Genomic DNA, 13,956 nt, shown 5'->3' on the forward strand with positions numbered 1-13,956 from the left:
GCAGAGGATGAGAAAACTATGAAACCGACCACGTTGCGTTATTTCCTTTCGGCGTCGGCGCTGGCCGGCGTGGCCACCGCGGGCAACGCCGTTGCGGCGCCTCCTGAAGCACTCGTCGCCGCCGCGAAGCAGGAAGGGCAGCTCACCGTGATCGCGCTGCCGCACGACTGGTGCGGCTACGGTCCGATGATCGCGGACTTCCAGAAGAAGTACGGCATCAAGATCAACGAACTGAATCCCGATGCGGGCTCCGGCGACGAGATCGAAGCGATCAAGGCGAACAAGGGCAACAAGGGTCCGCAGGCGCCCGACGTGATCGACGTGGGTCTGTCGTTCGGTCCGGCCGCGAAGGCGCAAGGTCTGCTGCAGCCGTACAAGGTGGCGGCATGGAAGTCGATCCCGAACGAGAACAAGGACCCCGACGGCTACTGGTATGGCGACTACTACGGCGTGCTTGCGTTTGAAGTGAACGCCGACATGATCGACAAGGTGCCCACCGACTGGAGCGATCTGCAAAAGTCCGACTACAAGAACGCCGTGTCGCTCGCGGGCGATCCGCGCTCGGCGAACCAGGCAATCCAGGGCGTGTACGCGGCGGGTCTTTCGGCGGCGAAGGGCGACGCGGGCAAGGCGGCTCAAGCGGGCCTCAAGTACTTCGCGGATCTGAACAAGAGCGGCAATTTCGTGCCCGTGATCGGCAAGGCCGCGTCGCTCGCGCAAGGCACGACGCCCATCATCGTGCGCTGGGACTACAACGCACTCGCCGATCGCGACACGCTGAAGGGCAACCCGAAGGTGCAGGTGGTCGTGCCGAAGACGGGCGTCGTCGCGGGCGTCTACGTGCAGGCGATCAGCGCCTATGCGCCGCATCCGAACGCGGCGAAGCTGTGGATGGAATACCTGTACTCGGACGAAGGCCAGATAGGCTGGCTGACGGGCTATTGCCACCCGATCCGCTACAACGAACTGGTGTCGCAGAAGAAGGTGCCGCAGGCGCTGCTCGACAAGCTGCCGCCCGCCTCGGCATACAAGAACGCCGTGTTCCCGACGCTTCAGCAACAGGACGCGACGAAGGAAGTCGTGACGAAGCAGTGGGACCAGGTGGTCGGCGCGAACGTCAAGTAAGCGCTGTGAGATCGGGCGATGCGAAGGGCGTGCGATGCGCGGTTCCATCGCCTGCATGAGCATGCGTGACGGCGCAGCAGTGAGTCTGCACGAGGTTGAGTTATGAGCGCTTCATCGGAAGCCGGGCCGGGCGGCCAGGCGGATCTGCTGGTTCCGTCCGTGCCGACACCCGCGCCGAAGGTCGACGGGCCCGGCCGGACGTCGCCGCTGTGGACGTGGATCGGCGTGATGCCGTTCTTCCTGTTCGCACTGCTGTTCCTGATTCTGCCGACGGGCTTCCTGATGGTCGGCGCGTTTCAGGACGCGCAAGGCCACTTCACGCTTGCCAACATGCGCGACCTGTTTCAGGAAGGCACGCTCGACGCCTACTGGATAAGCTTCAAGGTGAGCGCGGCATCGGCGGCGGGCGGCGCGGTGCTCGGCTCGCTGCTCGCGTGGGCGGCCGTGCACGGCAAGCTGCCCGGCTGGATCCGTCCGACGCTGCTGACGTTCTCCGGCGTCGCGTCGAACTTTGCGGGCGTGCCGCTCGCGTTCGCGTTCATCTGCACGTTGGGGCGCGTCGGCCTCGTGACGGTGCTGCTGAAGAAGTACACGGGCATCAATCTCTATTCGACGGGCTTCAGCATCCTGAGCTTCTGGGGCCTGACGATCACATATCTGTATTTCCAGATCCCGTTGATGGTGCTGATCATCACGCCCGCGCTCGATGGCCTGAAGCGCGAATGGCGTGAAGCGTGCGATTGCCTCGGCGGCACGGCTTACCAATATTGGCGGTACGTCGCATTGCCCGTGCTGTGGCCGAGCGTGCTGGGCGCGACGCTGCTGCTTTTTGCAAACTCGTTCGGCGCGGTCGCGACCGCGTATGCCCTGACGGGTAGCTCGCTGAACATCGTGACGATCCTGCTCTACGCACAGATTCGCGGCGACGTGCTGCACAATCAGAATCTCGGCTATGCGCTCGCGCTCGGCATGATTCTCGTGACGGGACTGTCGAACGGCGGCTATATCTGGCTGCGCTCGCGCGCGGAAAGGGGACGCCGATGAACAGCCAATCGCGCGTGGGTGCGTGGACCGCGATGATCGTCGGTTCCCTGTACTTTCTGATTCCGCTGATCGCGTCCTTCGAATTCAGCCTGCGCATGCGGCGGGGCGCGTACAGCTTCGACGCATACAAGGTCGTGCTCGGCGATCCGCATTTTCAGGCATCGTTCGGATACTCGATCCTGATGGCCTTGCTGACGATCGTCGTCGGCGTGCTGCTCGTCGTGCCGACGGCTTATTGGGTGCAATTGCGTCTGCCGAAGCTGCGCGGCATCGTCGAGTTCATTACGCTGCTGCCGCTCGTCGTCCCCGCGATCGTGATCGTGTTCGGCTATCTGCGCATCTACAACAGCAGTTCGATCCTGCCGCTCACCTCGAACGAGCGGGCGACGGATCTGCTGCTGGTGTTCGGCTACGTGACGCTGTCGCTGCCGTACATGTACCGGGCCGTCGACGCGGGCCTGCGCGCGGTCGACGTGCGCTCGCTGACGGAAGCGGCCGAATGTCTCGGCGCGAACTGGCCGACCATTCTGTTCAAGGTGATCTTTCCGAATATCCGCTCGGGCATTCTGTCCGGCGCGTTTCTCACCTTTGCGGTGGTGATCGGCGAGTTCACGCTGGCGAGCTTGCTGGATCGTCCGGCGTTCGGTCCGTATCTGCAATTGATCGGCGCGAACCGCGCGTATGAGCCATCCGCGCTCGCGATCATCGCGTTCGCCGTCACGTGGGCGTCGATGGGGCTGATCCAGGTGTTCGGCTCCGTGCGCACGTTGTCCGCGCGGAAACCCTGATCTATCGACGATGAATTGAGGCACCGTCATGGCATTCCTTGAGATCGACAGCCTGCACAAGACATTCGGCGCGAACACGGCGCTGCATCACTTCGACATGAAGATCGAGCGCGGCGAGTTCATTACGTTTCTCGGGCCGTCGGGCTGCGGCAAGACGACGGTGCTGCGCATGATCGCGGGCTTTGAAACGCCGACGCGTGGCACGATCCGCCTCGACGGGCGCGACGTCACGCGCCTGCGCACGCGGCAGCGCAACGTCGGCATGGTGTTCCAGTCGTATGCGCTGTTTCCGAACATGACGGTCGCGGAGAACATCGGCTTCGGGCTGAAGGTCGCACATCGTCCGCAAGGCGAGGTCAAACAGCGCGTCGATGAAATGCTGCAACTGATCAAGCTGCCGCAACTCGGCGAGCGGTATCCGTGGCAATTGTCGGGTGGACAGCAGCAGCGCGTCGCGCTGGCGCGCGCGCTCGCGAGCAAGCCGCAAGTGCTGTTGCTCGACGAGCCGCTGTCGGCGCTCGACGCGAAAATCCGAATCTCGCTGCGCCAGGACATTCGCGCGCTGCAACGCGAGCTCGGCATCACGTCGATCTTCGTCACGCACGATCAGGAAGAAGCGCTGTCTATCTCCGACCGCATCGTCGTGATGAACGAAGGGCGTGTCGAGCAGGTCGGCACGCCCCTCGACATCTACAACTATCCGCGCACGCGCTTTGTCGCGTCGTTTGTCGGCACGCTGAACATCCTGTCGGGACACGTGATCGACCCGTCGACGGGCCGCATGGCCGTCGATGGCCAGGAACTGCGCACCACGCAATCGCTCCCCGCCGACGATGCGGGCAAGAAGCGCATGCTCGCACTGCGTCCCGAGGCGATCGTGCTGGAAGCGCCCGTTGCGGGCCGCAATACACTGACGGCGACGGTCGAAGAGGTGAACTTCCTCGGCGCGATCGTGCGCATCAGAACGCGCGTGAAGAACGAAGTGATCTCGCTCGATATCTTCAACGATCCGAACCGCCGGTTGCCGGAGCGCGGTGAGCCGGTGGCGCTCGGTTTCTCGCACGAGAACCTGCTGGTGCTCGAAGAAGGGACTCAGGGTTAGCCCTGGGTTAGCAGCCTTAGGTTGGCCTTGGGTTGGCCTTGGGTTAGCCCTGGGATAAGCGAAGAAAGGCGTTCGGGAATCCGGACGCCCGGCTTCCGAATTTTCCAGAAACCCGGACTCCCGGCATCGTCCCCGTATCGAAACGACCTTATAAATCAACGCGCTGCGCTCAAGCTGTGCGCTGGCATCGACCTTGCGAAATAATGGCGCGGCCGCGACGGCCCGTCCACTATAAATGAAGGAGACAACGATGCCCGAATTCCTGTTCTGGTCCCTCTGATTTCGTCGTCATTTCGTCGTTCCGCGGCTTCGTCACCGCGCATGACGCGCGATTTCCCGTTCGTCGATGCGACGCGTGGCCGGCCTTCGGTCCACCCCGGTTTTACTCCATTGCAGGAACACCATCGTGAAGAAACCCTTTTATAAAGTCCTCTATGTGCAGGTGATCGTCGCGATCATCATCGGCATTCTGCTGGGGCACTTCTATCCGACGCTCGCCACCGACATGAAACCGCTCGGCGACGGCTTCATCAAGCTGATCAAAATGGTGATCGGCCCCATCATTTTCTGTACCGTCGTGACGGGCATCGCCGGCATGGAGGACATGAAGAAGGTCGGGCGCGTCGGCGGCAAGGCGCTGCTGTACTTCGAAGTCGTCTCGACGTTCGCGCTCGTGCTCGGCCTCGCGGCCACGCACCTGCTGAAGCCGGGCGCCGGCTTCAACATCGATCCCGCCACCCTCGACGGCAAGGCAGTCGCGTCGTATGCGGCGAAGGCGCACGGCCAGACCACCGTCGATTTCTTCATGCACATCATTCCGGACACGCTGTCGTCGGCGTTCGCGCAGGGTGAAATCCTGCAGATCCTGCTGATCTCGCTGCTGTTCGGCGCGGTGCTGGCAACGGCGGGCGAAAAGGGCAAGCCGGTGGTGAGTTTCATCGAAAGCCTCTCGCACATCCTGTTCGGCATCGTGCGGATCATCACGAAGCTGGCGCCCATCGGCGCATTCGGCGCGATGGCGTTCACGATCGGCAAGTACGGCATCGGCTCGCTGGTCCCGATGCTCAAGCTGATCGGCACGTTCTATCTGACGTCGGCCGTGTTCGTGGTGGTCGTGCTTGGCCTCATCGCGCGCGCAGTGGGCTTCAACATCCTGCGCTTCGTCGCCTACATCAAGGAAGAACTGCTGATCGTGCTCGGCACGAGCTCGTCGGAAGCCGCGCTGCCGCAACTGATGCTGAAGCTCGAAAAGCTCGGCTGCTCGCGCTCGGTGGTGGGTCTCGTCGTGCCGACGGGCTACTCGTTCAACCTGGACGGCACCAACATCTACATGACGATGGCCGTGCTCTTCATCGCGCAGGCAACCAACACCGACCTCACGTGGGGCCAGCAGCTGACGCTGCTCGCGGTGACGATGCTGACGTCGAAGGGCGCGAGCGGCGTGACGGGCGCAGGCTTCATCACGCTCGCCGCGACGCTCGCCGTCGTGCCGACGATCCCGCTGTCGGGCATGGTGCTGATTCTCGGCATCGACCGCTTCATGAGCGAATGCCGCGCGCTGACGAACATCATCGGCAACGGCGTCGCGACGGTCGTCGTCTCGGCATGGGAAAAAGAACTGGACCGCTCGAAGCTGCGCACCGCGATGCGCCGCGATGTGTCGGTCAACGAAACGGTTGAGGTCTGAGCCATGAAAGCGGCGCCGCGGCAACATGGCGCGGCGCCGCTTGCAACGCAGGCGCCGTCCGGCTCGACGGACGCGCGCATGGGAGCCGAAGCGCTCGACGAATTCGACGCGCTCGACGATGGGGCACGATATGCCACAATAGGCGATCTCCATCGAACGACTCCCGCCAACGTGACGCGCCGCCTGTTGATCCTGTTCGCGCTGGTCGCCGGGCTCGTGGCGGCCTGCGGACTCACGTGGACCATCACCTGGCAGCACGGCATCGATACGCTGCGGCGCAACGCTGCAGTGCGCGCGGACCGTACGACGAACACCCTCAAGAGCACGCTCGAACGCTACGAATCGCTGCCGTATCTGCTCGGCGAACATCCGCTCGTGCAGGATGTGCTGGTGGACCCGGACGCGAGCAAGGTCGCGCGTGCCAATCAATATCTCGAAGACCTCAATCGCCGCGCCCGCGCGAATGTCGCGTACATCATCACGGCGGCGGGCCGCTGCGTGGCGGCGAGCAACTGGAGTCAGCCCGACAGCTTCATTGGCCAGGAATATCTGTTCCGGCCGTACTTCGTCGAAGCGGTGAAGGGCAATGTCGGGCGCTTCTTCGGCATCGGCACGACCTCGCTCGATCCGGGCTACTACATCTCGCAGCCAGTGCGCCGTGACGGCAAGATCGTCGGCGTGGCCGTCGTCAAGCTGAATCTCGAATGGTTTCAGGGCGCGGACGCATCCGAGCCGCTGATCGTCACGGACGATCATGGCGTGATCTTCCTGTCGTCAGTGACCGCGTGGAAGTACCACACCGTCAGGCCGCTTTCGAGCGATGTGATCGCGTCGATCTACGAAACCCGTCAGTACGCGCGTCAGCCGATGTTGCCGCTGCCGATGACGGTGATGCGCACGCTCGAAGGCGGCGCGCAGATCGTGCGGATCGGCGGTGGGCAGAGCGGGGGTTACGCGCCGCGCTTTCTGGCGTCGCAGCGCGTGCTCGGCGAGCCCGACTGGCGGCTCATCACGATGGCGCCCATCGATCCCGTCAATGCGGACGCGCGCTACGCGACGATCGTGACGGGCTTCGGCTATGTGTCGCTGTGCCTGCTGCTGTTCTACTGGCGCATGCGCCGCGCGCGCGTACGCGAAGTGATGCGCAGCCGCGCGTTGCTGCAGAAGGCGTACGCGGAACTGAACCAGCGTGTCGCCGAGCGCACGGCCGATCTGTCGCAGGCGAACGAGCAGTTGAAGAAGGAAGTCAGCGAGCGCACCCGCGCGGAGCAGGAGTTGCGCGCCGCGCACGACGAGCTGATTCAGGCGAGCAAGCTCGCCGCGCTCGGACAGATGGCGGCGGGCATCACGCATGAACTGAATCAGCCGCTCGCCGCATTGCGCGGATTCTCCGATAACACGCGCGTGTTTCTCGAACGCGGCGACCATGCGTCGGCGAAAGAAAACCTCGAAGCGATCGCCGCGCTCACAGAGCGCATGGGCAAGATCACGAACCAGCTGAAGCTGTTCGTCGGACGCGCGCGGCCTCGCAATGCGCGCGCGGGCGTGGCGCGCGCATTGCGCAATGTGCTGGCGCTGCTGCAGAAGCGCTTGCAGGGCGTGACGGTCGACGTAACGTTTATCGACGAAGGCGCTGCGCCCGCGCGCTTCAATCTCGAAACCGACGATCCGAAGCTGGTCGCGCATTGCGACGACTTGCGGCTCGAACAGGTGCTGATCAATCTGCTCGGCAACGCACTCGATGCGGTGGCGGCCACGCCCGGGCCGCGCATCGCGATCGGCGTGGAAACGACGCAGGCGTCGCTCACGATCACGGTGAGCGACAATGGTCCCGGCATTCCCGACGACGTGTTGCCGCGGCTTTTCGAACCGTTTTTCACGACGAAGGAAATGGGCCAGGGCCTCGGGCTCGGTCTGGCTATCTGCTCGTCGATTGCGCGCGATTGCGGCGGCTCGCTCGTAGCGCGCAACAATGCGCAAGGCGGCGCCGAGTTCGTGCTGACATTGCGTCGCGCGCGCTCGCAGTCGACGGATATTGCGGACTCCGTTACGACGGGGTCGTGAATCGTCGCGTGATCGATCGTCGCATCGCGCGTTTCAACGCGTATTCAAGGCGGTACAGGACATGATGAACAAGGGCTTGCAGGTCCTCTATATCGAAGACGACGAACTCGTGCGGCGCGCGAGCGTGCAAAGCCTGCAACTCGCGGGATTCGAAGTGGTCGGGCATGCGTCCGTGGAATCGGCGGCGAAGCTGATCAACGCGGAGTTTTCGGGCGTGATCGTCAGTGACATCCGCCTGCCCGGCGCAAGCGGTCTCGATCTGCTCGCGCAATGCCGCGAGCGCGCACCCGATGTGCCCGTGATTCTCGTCACGGGGCACGGCGATATTTCGATGGCCGTGCAGGCGATGCGCGACGGCGCGTACGACTTCATCGAAAAGCCGTTCGCTTCGGAGCGGCTGATCGAAACCGTGCGACGCGCACTGGAGCGCCGCACGCTGGTGCTCGAAAACCTCGCGCTGCGCCGCGAGCTTGCGGAGCAGGGGACGCTTGCGCCACGCATCATCGGCCGCAGTCTCGCCATCGAGCAGGTGCGCAAGCTGATCGCGAACGTTGCGCCGACGGATGCATCGGTGCTGATCAACGGCGATACGGGCGCGGGCAAGGAACTGATCGCGCGCAGTCTGCACGAGCTGTCGCCCCGCCGGGACAAGCCGTTTCTCGCGGTGAACTGCGGCGCGCTGCCGGAGCCGATGTTCGAATCCGAGATGTTCGGCTATGAGCCTGGAGCATTCACGGGCGCGGCGAAGCGGCGCATCGGCAAGCTCGAGCATGCGTCGGGCGGCACGCTCTTTCTCGACGAGATCGAAAGCATGCCGCTCGCACTGCAGGTCAAGCTGCTGCGCGTGCTGCAAGACGGCGTGCTGGAGCGGCTCGGGTCGAATCAGCCGATACGTGTCGATTGCCGGATCGTCGCGGCGGCCAAGGGCGACATGACCGAGCACGTCGCGGCGGGCACGTTCCGGCGCGATCTGCTGTATCGGCTGAATGTGGTGACGATCGCGCTGCCGCCGCTGTCCGAGCGGCGCGAGGATATCGTGCCGCTGTTCGAGCATTTCCTGCTCGATGCGGCCGTCCGTTATCAGCGTCCCGCGCCGATCCTCACCGACCGGCAGCGTACCAACCTGATGCAGCGCGAATGGCCCGGCAATGTGCGCGAGTTGCGCAACGCGGCGGACCGGTTCGTGCTGGGTGTCGGCGACGATACGGCGGCGACGGCGGCCGACGATACGCTTACGTCGGTCACGCAGCCTTTGAAGGAGCGCGTCGAGCAGTTCGAGCGTGCGGTGATCGCCGAGGCGCTGGAGCAGACGGGCGGCGCCGTGGCGATGGCGGCGGACCGGCTGCAGGTCGGCAAGGCGACGCTTTACGAGAAGATCAAGCGTTACGGCCTGGCTGCGCGTGGGGAAAATGAAAGGTGATGCGGGTTTGAAATGCCGCTGACGGCGGGTGCGCTGGGAAGATTCAGCGCGACGCCCGCCGTCGGAAGTGAGGCGCTCGGATCAGGTCGTACCGAGCGCCTTTTCGAGCAGCTGGTCGAGTTCCGCGAACTGCGGCTCGCCGACGTAGCGCTTCAGGACCTTGCCGTTGCGGTCGATCACGAACGTGGTCGGCGTCAACTGGACATTGCCGAACTGTTTCGCGGCGGAACCGTCGTCCATCGCGACCTTGAACGGCAGGCGGCGCGTTTCGGCGTAGTTGGTGACGTACATCGGCGCGTCGTAGCTCATCGCGACGGCGACGAACTCGAGGCCCTTGTCCTTGAAGCGGTTGTACGTCTGGATCATCTGGGGCATTTCCTTCATGCAGGTGTCGCAGCTCGTTGCCCAGAAGTTGACGAGGTAGACCTTGCCTTTCAGGTCGGCCGTCGACACTTTCTGGCCCGACAACAGGGTGAACGTCGCGTCAGGCACGTGCTGCTGGCTGCCGAACGCGAAGTAACCAGCGACCGCGATCACGCCGGCGACGACGGCCGCGGCGATATAGCGAATCGGGCTCGAACGACGGGAAACGGCGGTTTGGCTCATGGACGGGACCTCGGGAAACGCGCGGCTTCAAGGCGCCCAGATGGTGGTGGAACAGCGAAGGGATGAGCGCCCGCATATGGTTTCATATTGTACCGGCAATCCCGCGACGCGGTTGGGCGTGCGGTTAAGCGGAGGATAACGTGAGCGCTCAAGTGCGATTGTCGACCGTTTTGTGTGGAGGCCGGGCTAACGCGCGAGGGGCTAGCCTTGGTCGATTTGGCATGGGGCCAGAAGAAGCGCCCAAGCGCTAGCCTTGGGCGACTGGGCAAGGGGCTGGAGCAGGCGCTGGAGTGCACACTCCGGCTGACATGGCGTGGGACCAGAGTAGACGCCAAAGCGCCAACTCTGTTCGACTCGCCAAGTGGCTGGAGTAGGCGCCAAAGCGCCAACTCCAGCCGACGTGGCATGGGACCACAGTAAGCGCTAAAGCGCTAACTCTGGTCGGCGGCGGATAATGGTCCTTTACGCCACGTCATCACGTTCGCCGCGCCATGCTCCTATCACGTTTGCGTCAGTTCGCTCACCGTTTCGCTTCTTCGCTCGCCTCGCTCCGCCCGCTGACGGCGACGGCCATCGCCGCGCTGTCGGCCGGCTGGCTGCTGGCCGCCTGTTCGCCGACCTACGACTGGCGCACGATCATGAACAACGACAACGGCTATACGGTCGACCTGCCCGCGAAGCCGACCTCCGACGAACGGCAGATCGACATCGGCGGCACGCCGATGAAAATGGCGATGCAAATCGCCGAGGCGGGCGACGCGGTGTTCGCGGTCGGCACCGTGATGCTGCCAAGCGACGATCCGCAAGTGCAGCGCAGCGCCCTCGATTACCTGCGCTCGGGCCTCGCACGCAACCTCGGCTCGGCGCCTGATGCCCATACGACTTCGATTCCGCTCGCGGCGGGCGGCGAGGTGCAGGGGCTCGAAATGACCTTCAACGGCAAGGCAGGCCCGCAGCACGAAGCGCGGACCATGCACGCGCGGCTGGTCGCAAAAGGACGCCATGTCTACCAGGCGGCCGTGATCGCCAGCAAGGAACCGCCTCCCGAACAAATCGAACAATTCTTCGGATCGTTCAAACTTTACTGATTTGGGCCGAACGAGTGTGCCTCAGAGCGCTCAGGGAAGTGAAAGTTCCTTCGCAGAAAAGTCCGCTAATCGTCGGTTTACATGGGAGTTTTTTGGTTACCCACAGGATCTGTGGATAACTTTGTTGGTAACTTCGTGCGGTGGGCCGCAGATCCCCATGCCACGGGCGATTTGTCGATTTGCCCTGAATCTTGGCATTCTGAAAAAGCCAATAAAATCAATGACGTCGGCGAGTCGCCTCACAATAGGCTTTCAGTTGTATCAAAACTTATCGGTGGGCCGGAAATGTGCATAAGTCAAGTCTTGACACGCATTTTTTGTCTTCTGTAGTTTTTACTGATTACAGAACGCCCGTCGATACTGAACAGCCTCGGAGACCTGCCCTGCATCCGGAACTTCGGTACCGGCCAGATCAGCGATGGTTCTCGCAACCTTCAGCACGCGATAGTAAGCGCGCGCTGACCAGCCGAAGCGCTCGCCTGCTTCGCGCAACAGCCGCTCGCCATCGGCGTCGGGGCGGCAAACCTCATCCACTTCGCGGCCGCTGAGTTCGCGGTTTGTCCTGCCCTGCCGCTGCAGCTGACGCGCCCGCGCTGCTTCGACCCGTTGCGCAATCGCCGCGCTCTCCTCACCGCGCGTCACCGAGCGGGCCGACAGTTCCGCCGGTGACAGCGCAGGAATTTCGATCTGGATGTCGATGCGGTCCAACAGCGGTCCGGAGAGCTTGCGCATGTAGCGGGCGGCGACTTCCGGCGTGCATCGGCAGCGGCCACCGGGGTCGCCGCGCCAGCCGCATGGACAGGGATTCATCGCGGCGATTAGCTGGCATGCCGCTGGGAAGTCGGCCTGAAGCGCGGCGCGCGAAATCGTGATGCGGCCGTTCTCAAGCGGTTCGCGCAGCGTTTCGAGCACATGCCGGTCGAATTCGGGCAATTCGTCGAGAAACAGTACGCCCAGATGCGCGAGCGTGATCTCGCCGGGCTGCGGCGGATTGCGGCCGCCAACGAGCGCCGCCGCGCTCGACGAATGATGCGGCGCGCGGAACGGCCGCTGGCGCCACTGCGCGGGCGCGAACCCCGCGGCGCTCGCTGAGAGCAGCGCCGCGGACGTCAGCGCTTCGTCGTCGGTCATCGGCGGCAAGAGTGCGGGCAGTCGCGCGGCGAGCATCGACTTGCCCGCGCCGGGCGGTCCGATCATCAGCACGTGATGTCCGCCGGCTGCCGCGACTTCGAGCGCGCGCCGCGCGCCGCGCTGGCCGATGACGTCCGCCATGTCGGGCGGCGCGGCGGCTTCGCTGGATAGCGCCACAGCGGCAACGGGATACAGCCGCGCGTCCGCGTCACCCGCGAGGTGAGCGCAAAGCGACGGCAGATCGGCTGCGCCGTAGACGGCGACGCCGGGCACGAGCGCCGCTTCTTTTGCGCTGGCACGCGGCAGGTAGAGCTCGGGCGTGCGTCCGTCGGCGCCGGCAGGCAGTGGAGCGTCGGACGAAGCTTCGGAGGACAGATGACCGCGCGCCGTGCCGCACGCCATCGCAAAGGCGCCGCGCATCGGACGCAGCGCGCCCGTCAGCGACAGTTCGCCTGCGAATTCGCGTTGCGCCAGCGATTCGACGGGAATCTGTCCGCTCGCGGCCAGGATGCCGAGCGCGATGGGCAGATCGAAACGCCCGGATTCCTTCGGAAGGTCGGCGGGCGCGAGATTGACCGTGATCCGGCGCACGGGAAAGTCGAGCCCGCAGTTGAGCAGTGCCGCCCGCACACGCTCGCGGCTTTCGCGCACCTCGAGATCGGGCAGACCGACGATGGAAAAAGAGGGAAGTCCGTTCGCGAGATGAACCTCGACGGTATCTTCGGGCGCGCGGCCAGCGGCCGGCGCGCGACTGCGCACCACGGCAAGCGACATGTTTTCTCCCGTCCGGACGCGCCCAGCGGGCGCGTTCACCTTAAAGCGCTGATGACGTCACGGGCCGCTTGCCAGTGATGTGCAGTTCAAATGAGCGTGTTCAGGACGATTGCGTCACAGGCAGCTTCTGCTCGAGCTCAGCGACGCGGCGCTCGAGTTCTTCAAGACGCGCGCGGGTGCGCACGAGCACCTGTGTCTGCGTATCGAACTCTTCGCGCGTGACCAGATCGAGCTTCGAGAACCCCTGCGACAGCATCGCGCGCACGTTGCGTTCGACATCTTTGGCCGGCGAATTTTTGAACAGCTCGGAAACGCGAGCCTGAAAGTCGTTGAAGATGTCGTTCGGTTGCTTCATTTCATTCCCCTTATTGCACAAAAAATGTGCATGTGTCGTTACGCGCGTGCCTCGTAACACTGAATGATCGTTTCTGGTGCAAACCTGCCGCCAAGCCGCCGCAACGTGTGCGCCATTGGTGCGCGCGCCTGAGATCCAAGCCTGCAAACACTCTAGCAACGATCCTCCGGGTGCGCCACCGCCCCCGACCTGAACTGGCCGTTCGGACAAGTAAACGCGCAAACCCTTGTGCCACAAGCGCCGGCGGGAGTCTGCCACAAACATGGCATGGACGTTGCTGTTACTGCCGCGCGCACCGGCGGGACGCCGTCTGGAGATGCGCTCTTGCTTGCCGTTCCGGGGAATGATCGAAAGCAGGGCGCAAGGCAAATGCAAGTCACGCAAACGGGTTGAGTCACTACAGCGAGGATTTCATGAAACTCATTACCGCAATCATCAAGCCGTTCAAGCTCGATGAGGCGCGCGAAGCCCTGTCGGCGATCGGCGTCTCCGGGATCACGGTGACGGAGGTCAAAGGGTTTGGGCGTCAGAAGGGTCATACGGAGTTGTATCGGGGAGCCGAATACGTCGTCGACTTTCTGCCGAAGGTGAAGATCGAGGCGGCCGTGTCGGACGACATCGTCGACCAGGCGATCGAAGCCCTCGAGCGGGCGGCGCGTACGGGCAAGATCGGCGACGGAAAGATCTTCGTCACGCCGATCGAACAGGTGATTCGTATTCGTACCGGCGAGACCGGCGCGGACGCACTGTAAAAAACAGCGACAAGAGGAAA

General features: G+C 63.8%; 12 protein-coding genes. 9 read left to right on the forward strand and 3 right to left on the reverse strand.

All coding sequences use genetic code 11. The features are described 5' to 3' along the window. The first annotated feature begins 18 nt into the window (after positions 1-18). The 7 genes from J8I87_RS03600 to J8I87_RS03630 all read left to right on the forward strand — a co-directional run bounded on the left by J8I87_RS03600 (position 19) and on the right by J8I87_RS03630 (position 9,230). Positions 19-1,125 (forward strand): ABC transporter substrate-binding protein, encoded by a 1,107-nt coding sequence (locus J8I87_RS03600; RefSeq protein WP_209930079.1) that lies wholly within the window; start codon positions 19-21, stop codon positions 1,123-1,125. A 102-nt stretch (positions 1,126-1,227) separates the two neighbouring features. Next, entirely contained in the window at positions 1,228-2,169 is a 942-nt protein-coding gene (locus J8I87_RS03605; RefSeq protein ID WP_209930080.1) for an ABC transporter permease subunit, read from the forward strand. Then, the gene (locus tag J8I87_RS03610) at positions 2,166-2,957 is read left to right on the forward strand and encodes an ABC transporter permease (RefSeq protein ID WP_209930081.1); all 792 of its coding nucleotides are present in this window, start codon (positions 2,166-2,168) and stop codon (positions 2,955-2,957) included. Before J8I87_RS03605 ends, J8I87_RS03610 begins: the two co-directional genes overlap by 4 nt. Positions 2,958-2,985: 28 nt before the next feature. Then, the gene (locus J8I87_RS03615; RefSeq protein WP_209930082.1) at positions 2,986-4,059 is read left to right on the forward strand and encodes an ABC transporter ATP-binding protein; all 1,074 of its coding nucleotides are present in this window, start codon (positions 2,986-2,988) and stop codon (positions 4,057-4,059) included. A 406-nt stretch (positions 4,060-4,465) separates the two neighbouring features. After that, positions 4,466-5,746 (forward strand): dicarboxylate/amino acid:cation symporter, encoded by a 1,281-nt coding sequence (locus J8I87_RS03620; RefSeq protein ID WP_209930083.1) that lies wholly within the window; start codon positions 4,466-4,468, stop codon positions 5,744-5,746. Between the two features lie 3 nt (positions 5,747-5,749). Then, entirely contained in the window at positions 5,750-7,810 is a 2,061-nt protein-coding gene (locus J8I87_RS03625) for an ATP-binding protein (protein WP_209930084.1), read from the forward strand. A gap of 64 nt (positions 7,811-7,874) precedes the next feature. Further along, entirely contained in the window at positions 7,875-9,230 is a 1,356-nt protein-coding gene (locus J8I87_RS03630; protein ID WP_209930197.1) for a sigma-54 dependent transcriptional regulator, read from the forward strand. Between the two features lie 81 nt (positions 9,231-9,311). On the opposite strand, the gene J8I87_RS03635 is transcribed toward J8I87_RS03630, so the two are convergent. Further along, entirely contained in the window at positions 9,312-9,836 is a 525-nt protein-coding gene (locus J8I87_RS03635; RefSeq protein ID WP_209930085.1) for a peroxiredoxin, read from the reverse strand. Between the two features lie 491 nt (positions 9,837-10,327). Between J8I87_RS03635 and J8I87_RS03640 the strand changes: the two genes are divergently transcribed. After that, positions 10,328-10,924, forward strand: coding sequence for a hypothetical protein (locus J8I87_RS03640; RefSeq protein ID WP_245253673.1), 597 nt, complete (start codon positions 10,328-10,330; stop codon positions 10,922-10,924). Between the two features lie 333 nt (positions 10,925-11,257). Here the strand turns inward: J8I87_RS03640 and J8I87_RS03645 are convergent, their stop codons facing one another. Continuing rightward, on the reverse strand, positions 11,258-12,829 hold the full coding sequence (locus tag J8I87_RS03645; RefSeq protein ID WP_209930086.1) for a YifB family Mg chelatase-like AAA ATPase: 1,572 nt from the start codon (positions 12,827-12,829) through the stop codon (positions 11,258-11,260). A 100-nt stretch (positions 12,830-12,929) separates the two neighbouring features. Next, entirely contained in the window at positions 12,930-13,184 is a 255-nt protein-coding gene (locus J8I87_RS03650; RefSeq protein WP_209930087.1) for an accessory factor UbiK family protein, read from the reverse strand. A gap of 413 nt (positions 13,185-13,597) precedes the next feature. Here J8I87_RS03650 and J8I87_RS03655 point away from each other — a divergent pair, with 413 nt between their 5' ends. Continuing rightward, positions 13,598-13,936, forward strand: coding sequence for a P-II family nitrogen regulator (locus J8I87_RS03655; protein ID WP_006048089.1), 339 nt, complete (start codon positions 13,598-13,600; stop codon positions 13,934-13,936). The last annotated feature ends 20 nt before the right edge of the window (positions 13,937-13,956 follow it).

It is taken from the genome of Paraburkholderia sp. LEh10 (genome assembly GCF_017814945.1).
GTDB lineage: Bacteria > Pseudomonadota > Gammaproteobacteria > Burkholderiales > Burkholderiaceae > Paraburkholderia.

What these genes read in the sequence shown, in the direction of transcription:
- J8I87_RS03600 (WP_209930079.1), top strand. Translation starts at nt 19, where the DNA reads ATGAAACCGACCACGTTGCGTTATTTCCTTTCGGCGTCGGCGCTGGCC.
- J8I87_RS03605 (WP_209930080.1), top strand. Translation starts at nt 1,228, where the DNA reads ATGAGCGCTTCATCGGAAGCCGGGCCGGGCGGCCAGGCGGATCTGCTG.
- J8I87_RS03610 (WP_209930081.1), top strand. Translation starts at nt 2,166, where the DNA reads ATGAACAGCCAATCGCGCGTGGGTGCGTGGACCGCGATGATCGTCGGT.
- J8I87_RS03615 (WP_209930082.1), top strand. Translation starts at nt 2,986, where the DNA reads ATGGCATTCCTTGAGATCGACAGCCTGCACAAGACATTCGGCGCGAAC.
- J8I87_RS03625 (WP_209930084.1), top strand. Translation starts at nt 5,750, where the DNA reads ATGAAAGCGGCGCCGCGGCAACATGGCGCGGCGCCGCTTGCAACGCAG.
- J8I87_RS03630 (WP_209930197.1), top strand. Translation starts at nt 7,875, where the DNA reads ATGAACAAGGGCTTGCAGGTCCTCTATATCGAAGACGACGAACTCGTG.
- J8I87_RS03635 (WP_209930085.1), bottom strand. Translation starts at nt 9,836, where the DNA reads ATGAGCCAAACCGCCGTTTCCCGTCGTTCGAGCCCGATTCGCTATATC.
- J8I87_RS03640 (WP_245253673.1), top strand. Translation starts at nt 10,328, where the DNA reads ATGCTCCTATCACGTTTGCGTCAGTTCGCTCACCGTTTCGCTTCTTCG.
- J8I87_RS03645 (WP_209930086.1), bottom strand. Translation starts at nt 12,829, where the DNA reads ATGTCGCTTGCCGTGGTGCGCAGTCGCGCGCCGGCCGCTGGCCGCGCG.
- J8I87_RS03650 (WP_209930087.1), bottom strand. Translation starts at nt 13,184, where the DNA reads ATGAAGCAACCGAACGACATCTTCAACGACTTTCAGGCTCGCGTTTCC.
- J8I87_RS03655 (WP_006048089.1), top strand. Translation starts at nt 13,598, where the DNA reads ATGAAACTCATTACCGCAATCATCAAGCCGTTCAAGCTCGATGAGGCG.